15 protein-coding genes are annotated in these 14,287 nt (G+C 62.8%); 10 read left to right on the forward strand and 5 right to left on the reverse strand.

All coding sequences use genetic code 11. The annotated features are described in order from the left end of the window. Position 1: 1 nt before the first annotated feature. A complete protein-coding gene (gene cbiB / locus HB375_RS14790) occupies positions 2-985 on the reverse strand; it encodes an adenosylcobinamide-phosphate synthase CbiB (protein ID WP_167673783.1) in 984 nt (327 codons plus the stop codon). 20 nt (positions 986-1,005) lie between these two features. Here cbiB and cobD point away from each other — a divergent pair, with 20 nt between their 5' ends. Together cobD and HB375_RS14800 are read left to right on the forward strand one after the other, a co-directional pair. After that, positions 1,006-1,983, forward strand: coding sequence for a threonine-phosphate decarboxylase CobD (cobD, locus tag HB375_RS14795; protein WP_167673784.1), 978 nt, complete (start codon positions 1,006-1,008; stop codon positions 1,981-1,983). A 189-nt stretch (positions 1,984-2,172) separates the two neighbouring features. Beyond that, positions 2,173-3,234, forward strand: coding sequence for a lytic transglycosylase domain-containing protein (locus tag HB375_RS14800; protein ID WP_167673785.1), 1,062 nt, complete (start codon positions 2,173-2,175; stop codon positions 3,232-3,234). Here HB375_RS14800 and HB375_RS18530 read toward each other — a convergent pair. Both HB375_RS18530 and HB375_RS14810 read right to left on the reverse strand, forming a co-directional pair. Next, positions 3,189-4,490: an MFS transporter gene (locus tag HB375_RS18530; RefSeq protein ID WP_167673786.1), complete on the reverse strand. Its 1,302-nt coding sequence runs from the start codon at positions 4,488-4,490 to the stop codon at positions 3,189-3,191. The genes HB375_RS14800 and HB375_RS18530 overlap by 46 nt on opposite strands. 113 nt (positions 4,491-4,603) lie before the next feature. Continuing rightward, positions 4,604-4,837 (reverse strand): hypothetical protein, encoded by a 234-nt coding sequence (locus tag HB375_RS14810; RefSeq protein ID WP_167673787.1) that lies wholly within the window; start codon positions 4,835-4,837, stop codon positions 4,604-4,606. Between the two features lie 194 nt (positions 4,838-5,031). Here HB375_RS14810 and ggt point away from each other — a divergent pair, with 194 nt between their 5' ends. From ggt to HB375_RS14840, 6 genes are all read left to right on the forward strand, one after another. After that, the gene (ggt, locus tag HB375_RS14815) at positions 5,032-6,786 is read left to right on the forward strand and encodes a gamma-glutamyltransferase (RefSeq protein WP_167673788.1); all 1,755 of its coding nucleotides are present in this window, start codon (positions 5,032-5,034) and stop codon (positions 6,784-6,786) included. 97 nt (positions 6,787-6,883) lie between these two features. Continuing rightward, on the forward strand, positions 6,884-7,942 hold the full coding sequence (gene rfbB, locus HB375_RS14820) for a dTDP-glucose 4,6-dehydratase (RefSeq protein ID WP_167673789.1): 1,059 nt from the start codon (positions 6,884-6,886) through the stop codon (positions 7,940-7,942). Between the two features lie 52 nt (positions 7,943-7,994). Then, positions 7,995-8,552 (forward strand): dTDP-4-dehydrorhamnose 3,5-epimerase, encoded by a 558-nt coding sequence (rfbC, locus tag HB375_RS14825; protein WP_167673790.1) that lies wholly within the window; start codon positions 7,995-7,997, stop codon positions 8,550-8,552. A 12-nt stretch (positions 8,553-8,564) separates the two neighbouring features. Next, positions 8,565-9,473, forward strand: coding sequence for a dTDP-4-dehydrorhamnose reductase (gene rfbD / locus HB375_RS14830; protein WP_167673791.1), 909 nt, complete (start codon positions 8,565-8,567; stop codon positions 9,471-9,473). Then, on the forward strand, positions 9,470-10,339 hold the full coding sequence (rfbA, locus tag HB375_RS14835) for a glucose-1-phosphate thymidylyltransferase RfbA (protein ID WP_167673792.1): 870 nt from the start codon (positions 9,470-9,472) through the stop codon (positions 10,337-10,339). Before rfbD ends, rfbA begins: the two co-directional genes overlap by 4 nt. Positions 10,340-10,398: 59 nt before the next feature. Further along, entirely contained in the window at positions 10,399-11,589 is a 1,191-nt protein-coding gene (locus tag HB375_RS14840) for an O-succinylhomoserine sulfhydrylase (RefSeq protein ID WP_167673793.1), read from the forward strand. A 41-nt stretch (positions 11,590-11,630) separates the two neighbouring features. Here HB375_RS14840 and ahpD read toward each other — a convergent pair whose 3' ends face one another. Together ahpD and HB375_RS14850 are read right to left on the reverse strand one after the other, a co-directional pair. Then, the gene (gene ahpD / locus HB375_RS14845; RefSeq protein WP_167673794.1) at positions 11,631-12,182 is read right to left on the reverse strand and encodes an alkylhydroperoxidase, AhpD family; all 552 of its coding nucleotides are present in this window, start codon (positions 12,180-12,182) and stop codon (positions 11,631-11,633) included. A gap of 66 nt (positions 12,183-12,248) precedes the next feature. Further along, positions 12,249-12,803, reverse strand: a complete 555-nt coding sequence (locus tag HB375_RS14850) for a peroxiredoxin (RefSeq protein WP_167673795.1) — start codon at positions 12,801-12,803, stop codon at positions 12,249-12,251. A gap of 370 nt (positions 12,804-13,173) precedes the next feature. Between HB375_RS14850 and HB375_RS14855 the strand changes: the two genes are divergently transcribed. Together HB375_RS14855 and HB375_RS14860 are read left to right on the forward strand one after the other, a co-directional pair. Beyond that, positions 13,174-13,665 carry a hypothetical protein gene (locus HB375_RS14855; RefSeq protein ID WP_167673796.1) on the forward strand — a complete coding sequence of 164 codons (492 nt, stop codon included), beginning with the start codon at positions 13,174-13,176 and terminating at the stop codon, positions 13,663-13,665. Positions 13,666-13,777: 112 nt separating this feature from the next. After that, the gene (locus HB375_RS14860) at positions 13,778-13,936 is read left to right on the forward strand and encodes a hypothetical protein (RefSeq protein ID WP_167673797.1); all 159 of its coding nucleotides are present in this window, start codon (positions 13,778-13,780) and stop codon (positions 13,934-13,936) included. The last annotated feature ends 351 nt before the right edge of the window (positions 13,937-14,287 follow it).

Below are 14,287 nucleotides of genomic sequence, written 5' to 3' on the forward strand. Positions count from 1 at the left end.
ATCACCACCGTAATGCAGCGAGCAGCAGGAGGGCGATCACGCCCGCCTGCATCGCCCAGGTCACGCGATAAAGCACCAGGGCGCGGCGGATGTCGGCGGCGTGAGCCATCGCGCGGCCGCGCCCCATCCAATGGTCGTGCACCGTAACGCCATCATAGATGCGCGGCCCTGCGAGCCGCAGCCCCAACGCCCCTGCCATGGCGGCTTCGGGCCATCCCGCATTGGGGGAGCGATGATGGCGCGCATCGCGCCACACCGCCTTTGCCGCTTCACGCGAACTGCATCCGGGCACGAAAACCGCCGCCAGCACGATCAGACAGGCGGACACGCGCGAGGCCGGAAGATTGACGAGATCGTCCAGCCGCGCCGCCGCCCAGCCATAAGCCTCGTAACGGGGCTTGCGATGGCCGATCATGCTATCCGCCGTGTTGATGGCTTTGTAGGCTACGCCGCCCGTCAACCCTGCGAGAGCAGTGTAGAGTGTCGGCGCAACGACGCCGTCGGAAAAATTCTCTGCCAGACTTTCGATGGCGGCGCGCGCGACGGCGGGCTCATCGAGAACCTGCGGATCGCGCCCGACGATGTGCGAGACGGCGAGACGGCCTGCCGCAAGACTCTCCTCAAGCCCCGCCGCCACGCGCAGCACATGATCGTGCAGGCTGCGCTGCGCGATCAGGCTACTCGCCAGAACACCCGCCACGATGAACGCCCAACCGCCGAGGATAAAGCTCAGGACGGTTTCGATCGTGAAGGCGGCACCTGCGCAGATGACGAGCGTGAGGACGAGCGTCACGACGCCGCGCCTGCGGCGCACATGCGCGGGCAGCTCAAGCCGGTTGAACCGCCTCTCCAGAGCCACGATCAGTGCGCCGATCCAGGTAACCGGATGGCCGATCCGCTGAAAGATCCGCGCGGGATAACCCACGCAGGCATCGACGGTGAGAGCGATCAGGACAAGGGCGAGAGCGGCGGTTATCAGAGACATCTCAATTAAATGGAGCAGTCATGCAGCACGGTGGCAATCTTCATGACGCAAAAGCGCTCTTTCCGGAAGCGCCTGAGCCATGGATCGACCTCTCGACGGGGATCAATCCCAATGCCTATCCCGTAAGCTTGCCGGACCTGCGCGCCTTCACGCGCCTCCCCTCACCTCAAGAGGTCGGCCATACAGAGGCCGTTGCCGCGCGGGCTTACGGTGTTTCCGACCCCGCTCGCGTCGTGGCCACCGCCGGGTCGCAGGCCACGATACGCCTGCTCCCGCGCCTTCGCGACAAGAGCAAGGTCGCCATCGTCGGCCCGACCTATAGCGAGCACGAGCGCAGTTGGGTCAGCGAGGGCCACGACATTCAGGTCGCAACTTCCCTTGCCGATGCTCTTGCGCTGACCCCTGATGTCGTTGTGATCGCCAATCCCAATAACCCCGACGGACGCATCGCCGATCCGACAGAACTCGCAGAGGCGGCATCCATCCTCCATCGGCGTGGCGGATGGCTGGTGGTGGACGAGGCCTTCGCTGACCTCGACGACGAAGCCTCGATTGCTGGGAAGAAGCTGCCCGGCACCATAGTGCTGCGTTCCTTCGGCAAGGCCTATGGGCTAGCGGGCGTCCGGCTCGGTTTCGCAATCTGCGACCCGGTCTTCAGCGTGCGCATCCGCGAAGAGCTAGGGCCTTGGGCTGTCTCAGGACCGGCGCTTGCCCTTGGCGCGCAGGCGCTTGGCGACGCCGCATGGCTTGCGGATCAAAAGGTCCGGCTGGCGCGCGCCTGCCTCGTCCTCGACGAGCTTCTGACCCGCGCGGACTTCCACATCGTCGGCGGAACGCGGCTCTTCCGGCTGGCGCGACACCCGCAAGCAGGAGACTGGTTCGAGCGTTTAGCGCGATCCGGAATCTGGGTGCGCAAGTTCAATCATGAACAGACAATCCTGCGCCTCGGTATACCGCAAGAAGAGATGTGGGATAGGCTCCGAGGAGCCCTAGCATAAAGCAATATATTCTTGTTTGGACTTTCGTCTAAACCAGCGGCGGGTCGTCGCACAATCAAAATTATTGGAACCCGAATGGCTAAGCTGACCTAATCTGGACATAACCCCCGGCCAGGAATGCGGCGCTTTTAGCAAAAACGACCGCAAACCCGCATCGCGGCGACGCGGCATCTCATCGGGGGTCTCTCCATGACTGTCAGACTGACAGCGTCTGTTGACGCGTGCCAGCCGTTGGCGCTTTGCCGGGGCGATAAGGCTCTTCTCGAAGCGCGCCGCGACGCATCGCACGGCATCAAGCGCCTACTCCGCTATGTGACGGGCATCAGCCTCGGCGCCTATATGGCCCTAGCCAGCGCAAGCGCCGCGACCGCGCCGTCCGGCTCCAGCCTCACCGCATTTTTCCGGACGGAGCAAATCGTTGCCGTCTCTGTCTCCATCGACCCGCTCGAATCCATCGTCCCCGCCGCAGCAGCCGACACGGGCGACATCCGCGCCAACATCATCAAGGGAATTCAGCTTCCTACGCGGACCGCCGCGCGCGTCGTAGAGACCCGGAGTGTCGCGCAGCCCGAGGACTACGTGCAATTCGACGGCATGCGCGTGCCGCGCCGCATCGTCGATGCCATCTTACGCGCCGCGGATGTGACGGGCGCAGACCCCGTTTACATGATGGCGCTTGCGGACAAGGAATCGAGCTTCATTGCCAACAATCAGGCCTCCTCGTCATCGGCAGTCGGCTTATTCCAGTTTATCGCGGGCACGTGGTTTGAGGTCGTCCGCAGCTTCGGCGAGAAGCATGGCTTTGCTGCTGAAGCGGAGGCCATCCGCATGGTTGGCGGTCAGTTGACAGTGCCCAACGCAGAGATGCGCGAACACATTCTGGGCCTGCGCCGCAACCCGTATCTGTCCGCCCTGATGGCGGCCGAGATGATGAAGCGCGACCGCGCGAAGATCGAGGGCCGGCTTGGGCGTCAGATCACGCGCTCAGAGTTCTACTTCTCGCATTTCTTCGGCGTCGACAGCGCCAGCAAGTTCATGGTGCTGGTGAACGGCAAGCCGAAGCAGAGTGCCCCGCGCGTGTTCCCTGCGGCGGCGCGGGCGAACAAGTCGCTGTTCTATGCCAAGGCAGGCCGCAAGACCCGGCAACTCACCGTCACCGAGGTCTACAAGAAGATCGACGGCATGATCGACAAGCGGCTTGAACGCTACGAGGACGTATCGGCCCTCGCAACGGCAGACGCCGCACTCTGAGGCTGCGGCTCCGCGTCATCACGCGACGGGCTTTGCGTGTCGTTGCGCGCAGTGATTGTCGAAGCGGCGGCTCCTGAGGGCACGACTTCGACAAACCCGCCCTTGGCCGCGGGGCGCGGCAGTTGACGAATGCGCATGACGACGAAGACCGTCAGTGCGAGCGACACCACCGCGGAATAGATGAACAAGCCCTTGGGACCCATGAGGTCCATAGCGAAGGCACCCAGGAGCGGCCCCACCGTGACGCCGGTCGCCCAGGAGAAGAGAAGCGTTCCTACCGTCGAGATGATCTGCCCCGGATCGACGATGTCGCAGGCATGAGCCACGCAGACGGCGTAGATGCACAGGGCGAGCCCGCCCCATATCGCGAAGCTCACAAGAACGAGATTCTGTGCGCCGCTGGCGCTAACGAACAGGATCAGCAACGACACCAGCGACGTGCCGCCCGCGAGCGCCGCGATGATGTATCGCCGATCCGTGCGGTCGGAGAGCCAGCCGAGCGGATATTGCATCGCCAAACTGCCCGCTTGCAGGGCGAACAACAAAGCCGCCGCCTTGTCCTGGCTGAGCCCGATGCTGACGCCGAAGACTGGGGTGATGGCGATGACGGGTCCGTTGACGAGCCCGACGACGAACGACCCGACGACTGCGGAGGGCGCAGCCTTGAAAAGGCTGCGGACGCGAATCTTGACGCCGCTCGGCGCGGGCGGCTCCTCCGTCGTCGTCGCAGCAATCGGCAGGAGCGAGAGCGACATCACCGCGCTCACCGCCATGAAAAACCCGTCCGCATCGATGCTTCCCAAGGCGATGCCGAGCGGCGAAACCATCAAAGCGAGCTTCGTGCAGATCATATAGAAAGACATGATGCGCCCGCGATGGCTCGATATGGCACGCGCGCTGATCCAGCCGTCGGTCACCGTGAAGATGCAGGCGAACGTCAAGCCGATGGTACCGCGGAGAAGCGCCCAGGCCAGAGTCGTGTGGGCCTGCGTCATCGCAAGAACGACGACCGCCGCGACGGCAGCGAGGCTCGCAAAAGCGCGGATATAGCCGACGTGGCGAATGAAGGCGGGCGCGAGAAAGCAGCCCGACGAGAACCCGAGTCCATAGGCCGCCGCCACGAGGCCAATGGAGTTGATGGAAAGCCCCTCCGCCTGCATGCGCAGCGGCATCAGAGCCTGCAAAAGACCATTCGCCGCCTGCAACAACGTGGTTGCAGCGGTGACCGTCCAGATGAGAGCGAGTGAGGAATGCACGATCGGCGAGGGGACAAGCGAAGCGGCGAGCGCAGGTGAAACAAACTAGACCCCGGTCGCCGCGAGAGATCAAGGCTCTTTATCGAGATTTCGGGGATTTCTCTCCCAGCCGCCTAATGGTCCGGCGTTCTCTTGCGAAATCCGGCGAACAGATAGAATCCATTGAACCGCACACCGGCCTCCGCGGCCTTGCCGTCGAAGCCGAGCGGAGCGGAGCGATCCCCATCGACTCGGCCATCGAATGTCCAACGCGGCCCGGTGACGAACGGGGGAACGGAGCGCTCCTCGGGAACCGCGCAAAGAAGGCCGTCAGCCCGATTGCTTCGGAACAGGTTGTAGGCGCACATGATTTCCTCCTTCGTCGTTTTTCGCCGATCGTTCGTCTGTCGGCGGAGGGATGGTGGCGGCACACCTGGGCAAGAGTGTGGTCATTTTGGGTAAAAATACCTCTCGGAATGGAGATGGCGCGCCCGCAGCCTCATTGCTAGGCTACCCCCGGCCTGGCGCCTTGCCGGGCGGCAAGACCAGAGGAAACAAAGACATGATCGTTCGAGGACCCCTGTGGCGAAGCCTTGTTGGGCTTGGCTTTGCGGCGAGCATCCCCCTTGCGGCGCCCGCCTTCGCGCAACCTGTCGCCCCCTCTCCCGAAGCCCCCACCGGCCGCACCGCGAAAACCACAGGCGTCGCGACCAAGGACATGGTGGCGGCCGCCAATCCGCTGGCTGCGCAGGCGGGCCGTGAAATTCTCGCCGCAGGCGGCAGCGCCGCCGATGCGGCTGTGGCCGTGCAGTTGGTTCTCAATCTGGTCGAGCCGCAAAGCTCCGGCATCGGCGGCGGCGCTTTCATGGTGTTCTGGGACGGGACGGCCATGACCACCCTCGACGGGCGCGAGAAGGCGCCCGCGGCCGCCAAACCCGAGCGCTTCCTCGGCTCCGATGGGAAGCCGATGAAGTTCTACGATGCTGTCGTCGGCGGCCGGTCGGTCGGCGTTCCCGGCACCGTGCGTCTGCTGGAGGCCGCGCACAAGAAATGGGGCAAGCTGCCGTGGAAGCAGGTGATCGAACCCGCCGTTAATCTTGCCGAAAACGGGTTTGCCATCTCGCCGCGCCTCAACGGCCTTCTGTCTCAAGAAAAGTATCTCCAGAACGACCCGCTAGCCCGGGCTTATTTCTATGACGCCGAGGGCAAGCCCAAGGCGGTCGGAACCGTGCTGAAGAACCCGGCCTTCGCCCAGACGCTCCGCACCCTCGCGGACAAGGGCGCGGACGCGTTCTACACGGGCGAGATCGCGCAGGACATCGTGACGACGGTCACGAGCCACGCCACCAATCCCGGCGACATGACCCTCGACGACCTGAAGAGCTACGTGGTCGAAGAGCGCCCAGCCATCTGCGGCCCCTACCGCGTCTACAAGATCTGCGGCATGGGCCCGCCGAGCTCGGGCCAGATCGCCGTGCAGGAGATTTTGGGCGTGTTGGAGACCCAGGACATGGCGTCCATGAAGCCAGGGCCGGAAGCGGTGCACTGGATTTCGGAAGCGGGCCGCCTCGCCTTCGCCGACCGCGGGCTCTATGTGGCCGATCCGGCCTTCGTGAACGTGCCGGTGAAAGGCCTGACCGATCCTGGCTACCTGAAGAGCCGCGCGGCGCTCGTCGATCCCAACAAGTCCATGGGCAAGGCGAAGCCGGGGGAGCCGCCGTTCCAGAAGACCTTCCTCTGGGGGCCGTCGGACGGCATCGAATACGGCACCAGCCACATGTCGATCGTCGACCGGAACGGCAACGCAGTCTCGATGACCACCACCATCGAGGACGGGTTCGGCGCTCGGATCATGACCAAGAGCGGCTTCCTGCTCAACAACGAGCTGACGGACTTCTCCTTCACCACGGTCGAAGACGGCAAGCCGGTGGCGAATCGGGTCGAGCCGGGCAAGCGCCCGCGCAGTTCCATGGCCCCGACCATCGTGCTCGACGGTGGCAACAAGCTCTACGCCGTCGTCGGCTCGCCGGGCGGCAGCCTGATCATCAACTACGTCGCCAAGACCCTGGTCGGCCTCCTGGACTGGAAGCTCGATCCGCAAGTCGCCGCGGACCTGCCCAATATCGGCAGCCGCAACGGCCCGACGGAGCTCGAAGCAGGCACGGAGGCCGAAGCCTGGAAGGCGGCGCTCGAAACCAAGGGGCACGATGTCAAGCTGATCGACCAGAATTCCGGCATCCACGCCATCGTGGTTACCCCGGCAGGGCTCATCGGCGGGGCGGATAGCCGTCGTGAGGGCGTTGCCATCGGCAACTAAAACCCTCATCACATTCTCGCCCTCCCTGTTCGGCAGGGAGGGCGATCCATTTTAGCGGCCCGTTCGGGCAAGGGCCGTGCAATCGCGAAGGGGCTTCATGAAGCGGTTTCTTGTGACTGGTGGCGCCGGTTTCATCGGCTCGGCGGTGGCCCGCATGCTCGTCCGCGACACGCCGCACGAGGTGCTGGTGGTCGACAAGCTCACCTATGCAGGCAATCTCGATTCCTTGAAGCCCGTCGCCAACAACCCCCGCTATCGCTTCGAACGCGCGGACGTCGCCGATCACGAGCGGATGCGGACGCTGATCGCGGACTACCGACCCGATATCGTCATGCACCTCGCGGCGGAGAGCCATGTGGACCGCTCCATCGACGGGCCGGGCGAGTTTTTGCAGACCAATGTCATCGGCACCTATGCGGTGCTTCAGGCTGCTCTCGCCTATTGGCGCGCCCTGTCGCCGGAGCGGCAGAAGGCATTCCGCTTTCACCATATCTCGACGGATGAGGTCTTCGGCTCGTTGGGCGAAGACGGCTTGTTCCACGAGGAATATCCCTATCAGCCGAGTTCACCCTATTCCGCCTCAAAAGCGGCCTCGGACCATTTCGTGCGCGCCTGGCACCACACCTACGGCCTGCCGACCATCGTCACGAACTGCTCGAACAACTACGGGCCCTATCACTTCCCGGAAAAGCTGATCCCGCTCGTCATTCTCAATGCACTCGAAGGCAAGCCCCTCCCCGTTTACGGTAAGGGCGAGAACGTGCGCGACTGGCTGTTTGTGGACGATCACGCCCGCGCGCTGATCCTTGCCGCCGAACGGGGTGAGGCGGGCGAGACCTACGCTATCGGCGGGCATAACGAGCGCACGAACATCGATGTGGTGCGCGCGATCTGTTCGCTCGTCGACGAATTGGCCCCCGATAGCGCCGTCGGGCGCCGCGAAAACCTCATCACCTATGTCAGCGACCGCCCCGGCCACGATCTGCGCTATGCCATCGACGCCTCCAAGATCGAGCGCGATCTCGGCTGGCGTCCCGCGGAGACCTTCGAGTCCGGCCTGCGCAAGACGGTCGAGTGGTATCTCGCCAACCGCGATTGGTGGGAGCGCGTGCGCTCCGGCGTCTATCGCGGCGAGCGCCTGGGTATTGTAGCCTAAGCCCCGCCTGTGGCAGGGGTGGAACACCCATCGCCTGAAGGAGAATGCCCGCGTGATCGAGGTCGAAGCCAGCGCCCTGCCCGATGTGAAGATCGTCCGCACACGAGCGTTCGGCGACCAGCGCGGCACCTTCATGGAGACCTATAACCGGCAAGCGTTTCGCGCGGCGGGAATCGAGGAGGAGTTCGTTCAGGACAACTTTTCCCTTTCCGTCGAAGTCGGCACGGTGCGCGGCCTGCATTTCCAGATTGCGCCATTCGCGCAGACGAAGCTCGTGCGCGTCGGGCGCGGGCGCATTCTCGATGTCGCCGTCGATCTCAGGCGCTCCTCGCCCACTTATGGACAGCACGTCGCCGTAGAACTTTCCGCCGAGAACCGCTTGCAGCTTCTCGTTCCCGTCGGCTTCGCGCATGGTTTCTGCACGCTCGAGCCGAACACGGAAGTGCACTACAAAGTTTCCGCGCATTATTCCGCCGCCCATGATCGCGGCTTGGCCTGGAACGATCCGGCGCTCGGCATCGCGTGGCAGGTCGATGAAGCGCGCGCAGTCCTATCCGACAAGGACACCAAGCACCCCTTGCTGGCCGATCTCCCGCCGGTCTTCTCATAAGGTCCTCGTTTCGTGCGTATCATCGTCATCGGCAAGGAAGGACAGGTGGCCCGCGCTCTTGCAGAGCGTGCGTCCACGCATGGCGCGACGGCCGTTCTGTTGGGCCGTCCGGCTCTCGACCTTGCCGATCCCTCCGGCATCGAGGACATCTTGTCCGAGACCGGCGGCGATGTGATCGTGAACGCGGCAGCCTACACCGCCGTCGATCAGGCGGAAGCCGAGGCCGATCTTGCCGACGCCATCAACGGCACAGGTGCCGGCGCCGTTGCGGGCGCTGCGGCGGCGATGGGAATCCCCGTGATCCAGCTGTCGACGGATTACGTCTTCGACGGCACGGCGGATCGCGCCTATCGCGAGGATGACGCAACCCGTCCGCTCGGAGTCTATGGCCGCTCGAAGCTGTTGGGCGAAGAGGCAGTGATGGCTGAGACCGACAACCACGCAATCTTGCGGACAGCGTGGGTCTACAGCCCTTTCGGCAAGAACTTCGTGAAGACGATGTTGCGACTGGCCCGCGAGCGCGAGGAAGTCGGCGTCGTTGCCGATCAACACGGCTCGCCGACCAGCGCACACGACATCGCCGATTGTGTCATCACTGTTGCACGCAACATGATCGAGCGACCGAAGGACAAAAACTTGCGCGGCATCTTCCACATGACCGGGTCAGGCTTTGCGACCTGGGCAGAATTCGCCGCCGAGATCTTCCTGCAATCCGCCCGCCTCGGCGGCCCGCATGCGCGAGTCCGGCCAATCAAAACCGCGGATTATCCGACACCTGCAAAAAGACCCGCCAATTCGCGGCTCGATTGCGAAAAACTCGCGCGCGTTCACGGCGTCACGTTGCCGTTGTGGCGCGCATCCCTCGAACCTTGCATCAAGCGCCTCCTCGATGAGACGCGCGGCCAGGAGACCATTCGATGAAAGGCATCATTCTCGCCGGAGGCTCCGGCACGCGCCTGCATCCGATGACCTATGTCACGTCGAAGCAGCTCTTGCCGATCTACGACAAGCCGATGATCTACTACCCGCTCACCACGCTGATGCTGGCAGGTGTGCGGGACATCCTCATCATCTCCACTCCCGACGATCTGCCCAAGTTCAAGCAGTTACTGGGCAGCGGCGAGCGGTGGGGGCTAAAACTCTCCTACGCAGTGCAACCGAAGCCCGAAGGGCTGGCGCAGGCCTATATCATCGGCGCGGAGTTCGTCGCGGGCGGCCCTTCCGCCCTCATCCTCGGCGACAACGTGTACTTCGGACACGGCCTGCCCGAGTTGATGCGCGAGGCCCGGGCCCGGAAGAGCGGCTCAACCGTCTTCGCCTATCACGTCACCGATCCCGAGCGGTACGGCGTCATTTCGTTCGACGGGGACGGCAAGGCCGTTTCCATCGAGGAGAAGCCCATAAAGCCGAAATCCAACTGGGCGGTCACGGGGCTCTATTTCTATGACGAGCAGGTGATCGAGATCGCCGCGGGCTTGAAACCCTCGGCGCGGGGCGAATTGGAAATCACCGACGTGAACCGCGCCTATCTGGAACGCGGCCAACTCCACGTGCAGCGCATGGGGCGCGGCTTCGCCTGGCTCGATACGGGCACGCCGGACACCCTCGTCGAAGCGGCCGAATTCGTGCGCGCACTCGAAAAGCGCCAGGGCTTCCGCATCGCCTGCCCGGAGGAAATCGCCTTCAACCTCGGCTGGATCGACAAGGACCAGCTGGCGCGCCTCGGGAAAGAGCTCTCCAAAAGCAGCTACGGGCAGTATCTGCTTCGCATCGCGGATGGTGCCTGAGAAAAGTTTTTTCGCGAAAAACGATTGTTCTTTTTAAAGAACGATTTTAAAAATGGGGCATGACCACGCATCGACGCCCCGACTACCAGCTTGAAACCCGCCTCGTTCACGAAGGCCAGGAGCGTACGCCCTATGGCGAGACCTCCGAGGCCCTCTTCCTCACGCAAGGGTTCGTCTACGAGAGTGCCGAGAGCGCCGAGCGGCGGTTCCTGAACGAGGAGCCGGGCTTCAGCTATACGCGCTATTCCAACCCGACCATCGCCGCTTTCGAACAGCGCATCGCCGCGCTGGAAGGGGCGGAGGCCGCCCGGGCCACGGCGACGGGCATGGCGGCGGTGACGGCAGCGATTGTGAGCCAGGTCCAGGCGGGCGACCATGTGGTGGCGGCCCGCGCGCTCTTCGGCTCCTGCCGCTGGGTGGTCGAAGATTTCCTGCCGCGCTTCGGGGTGAGCTGCACCCTCGTCGATGGCCCGAACCTCGACGAGTGGCGGCAGGCCATGCGTCCCGAAACGAAGGCCTGCTTGCTGGAATCGCCTTCCAACCCAAGCCTCGAGATGATCGATATCGCGGGCGTTGCGGAGATCGCTCACGCGGCTGGCGCGACGCTCACCGTCGACAATGTGTTCGCAACACCGCTTTTCCAAAAGCCGCTCGAACTCGGCGCGGATGTCGTGGTCTATTCCGCTACCAAGCACATCGACGGTCAGGGCCGATGTCTCGGCGGCGTAATCCTCTCGACGACCGAATTCATCGAGGGACCGCTGCAGCAATTTTTACGCATGACAGGCCCCTCGATCTCTCCCTTCAACGCCTGGGTTCTTTTGAAGGGACTTGAGACGCTCCCCTTGCGGGTCGAGCGTCAGACACAGACCGCGGGCTTCCTGGCCGACTCGCTTTACAACCATCCCAAGGTCCGGCGGCTGACCTATCCGGGACGCGCCGACCACCCGCAGGCCGAACTCATCAGGCGCCAGATGATCGGCGGCTCGACCATGATCGCGATCGAGGTCGAGGGCGGCAGGGACGGCGCGTTCCGCTTCATGAACGCGCTGAAACTCATCCGCATTTCCAACAATCTCGGCGATGCCAAGAGCCTCGTCACGCATCCCTCCACGACGACGCACCAGCGCTTCGCGCCGGAATTGCGCGCCGAGATGGGCATCTTCGATGGTCTGGTGCGCCTTTCCGTCGGATTAGAGCACCAGCAGGATCTCTTGAACGATCTCACCGAAGCGCTCGCCCGCGTCTGATGCGACGTCAGGCGGGACTCGTCCCGCTCGGCGCGTCGATTTTACTCGGCGGCGTCCGCCATGGGCTGGAACAAAGCCGCCTCGCCATCAAGCGTCGCCGCGACCGCATGGATCGTCGCCGCGATACGCACCGAAGCCTGGACCTGCTCCTGCGTGAGACCGGCGGAGCGCACCACCTGCTCGTGGCTCTTCACGCACATCTCGCAGCCATTGATGGCGGAAACCACCAGCGACCAGAGTTCGAAATCCGCCTTGTCGATGCCTGGACGGGCGATGACGTTCATGCGCAGGCGGGCGGGCATGTTGGCGTAGTCGCCGCCGGCCATGTGCACGAAGCGGTAATAAATGTTGTTCATGCCCATGATCGAGGCCGCCGCTTTCGCGGCGCTCAGAGCCTCGGCGCTGAGCTGAGAACCGAACTCGGCCACCACCGCGCGGATCACCTCCGCATTGCGCGAAGCAAGAGCCGCAGCGACGAAGGCACCGGCGCGCTGCTGTGTCGTCAGGCTCGGCTCAGTAGCAAGCGATCCCAGATTGAGCCGGATGTCCTTAGCGTAATCCGGGATCAGATCTTTCAGCGCATCGAGCGACATGCGTCACATCCTTCAAACATGAAAAAGGGCCCGCGTATCGAGCGCGGGCCCGATCAATCACTGAGTTTAAGCGGCAGGCTTGAGGAAGTCGTCGCCTTTGTTCCAGTTGCAGGGGCAGAGCTCATCGCTCTGCAGGGCATCGAGAACGCGCAGGACTTCAGCCGGGTTGCGGCCGACCGAGAGATCGTTGACCGACACGAAGCGAATGATGCCGTCCGGGTCGACGATGAAGGTGGCGCGAAGCGCAACGCCCTCGTTCTTATCGAGGATGCCGCAGGCGGCCGACAGCTCACGCTTGATGTCGGCGAGCATCGGAATTTCGAGGGTCTTGAGTTCGGCGTGGTTCAGGCGCCAGTTCACGTGCACGAACTCGTTGTCCGTGGAGACGCCGTAAATGACGGTATCGCGATCCTTGAAGTCGCGGGTCATCTTGCTGAAGGCGACGATTTCGGTCGGGCAGACGAAGGTGAAGTCCTTCGGCCAGAAGAATACGACCTTCCATTGGCCCGCGTCCGACTCGTTGGAGATCTCGACGAAGGGGTCCTTGAGGTTCAGGCCCTCGGGGCCGGCCTTCGCGGCCTTCAGCTTGAAACTCGGAAACGTATCGCCAACGGTCAGCATTCCATCACTCCTCAACGGTCGGATTTTCCCGGCGCTGCGCGCCTTTTGCAGCTTGTCTATGTCTGGCACAGCCTGAGAAGACAACCCTCTTCCTCGCATGTGCACAATGCGTCCAGCACCTTGCCAGGACGAAAGCCGCTTCGGCACCTCCGGCTAGGGAAGAACTGCCCCATTAACGCAGAGGTAGATCAGCACTTTTAAGTCGTCTCTGCCGTTAGAGCGCGATCTTAGGTCTTAATTCACAGAAATATTCGCAGATTCTATTGCCTCTAATCGCGGCAGTAAGTTTTATTTTACCGGATCGATGCATAGAGGCGGAACATCGAGTCGGATCCTCACGGATCTATGTGAAATTTTTCTGGAGTGCACGATGAAAACTTTTCTGCACTTGGTTCCCGTCGTTCTCGGGCTCACATTCACCCCCGCGATATCCTTCGCTCAGGCGCCAGCAAACGCGCCCTCAGAGCAACAGGTCTCGCCGGAGGAGACCTCCGCCCGCATCATTCTAGTCGAGTGGCGTATCAAGAAGGGGCGTGAGCACGAGTTTCTAGAATATTGGTCGAAACGGTCGACGATCCCGGACCGGTCGGGCCTGATCGGCGAGTTCCTGAGCCGGGTCGAGGACCGCAAGCAGTTCCCCTGGATGGTGTGGAGCCTCGACAAGCGCTGGACCACTTTCGTCAATGTCGGCTTCTGGAAGACCGGAGCCGACTTCCAGGAGCAGATCGGCAAGTTCATCGACAACTCGAAGCCGCCGCTTGCCTTCGAGGCGCAACGCCGCCGCCGCGTCTTCGTCGCCCCCGAACGCTGGCGCATCGGAGCCTCGCCCTTCTTCGCCTCCGACCATTCGAGCGTCCGCTAACGAACGATCCGGCTCCACGGGGCGGGGCGGGGCCGGGTCGATTCCGAAATTCTGTCGCGCGGCATCGGGCAGGTCTGGCTGATGTCATGGTTGAGATCGAGAGGGTTGGACAATGACGACCAAGGCGGACCTTCGACAGCCTGTGCCCGGGAAGGGCACCGCGATCCTACCCGACGAGCCCTTGCGGCTGCGCGAGCTGATCCTAGCCCTTCTCCTCTCCTCCATCATCGTGATCCCGACGTGGATCATGATCTGGCGGCAGCTCCCCTAAAGCGCCATGACAATGGATGACCTAGTTTTCCACAAGGCTAATATCGGAGAAATCTCAATTACTCAGCCAGATCGTGAAAATCGAGGATAACGACTGGAATTTTATTGGCACGAAAAATTTTCTCATATCGAGAGTTGAGCACCCGCTTGCCTCAAGACATTCTTTTACGACCGTGCCTTGTATTGCCTAATGAAAGCACTAAATGTTTTTCATCGACATTTGGCCGGACAATCGGGCCGTTACGCCTTGGTAAGCTAGGCGCACGTTCAGACATTCTTCCCAAACATCGACGAACCCAAGCGTGAGGGCGTGCTTTCACGCGTCCTCTTCATACGTGCACTTGAGCATACA

The sequence above is a fragment of the Microvirga terricola genome (genome assembly GCF_011777495.1).
Taxonomy (GTDB): domain Bacteria; phylum Pseudomonadota; class Alphaproteobacteria; order Rhizobiales; family Beijerinckiaceae; genus Microvirga; species Microvirga terricola.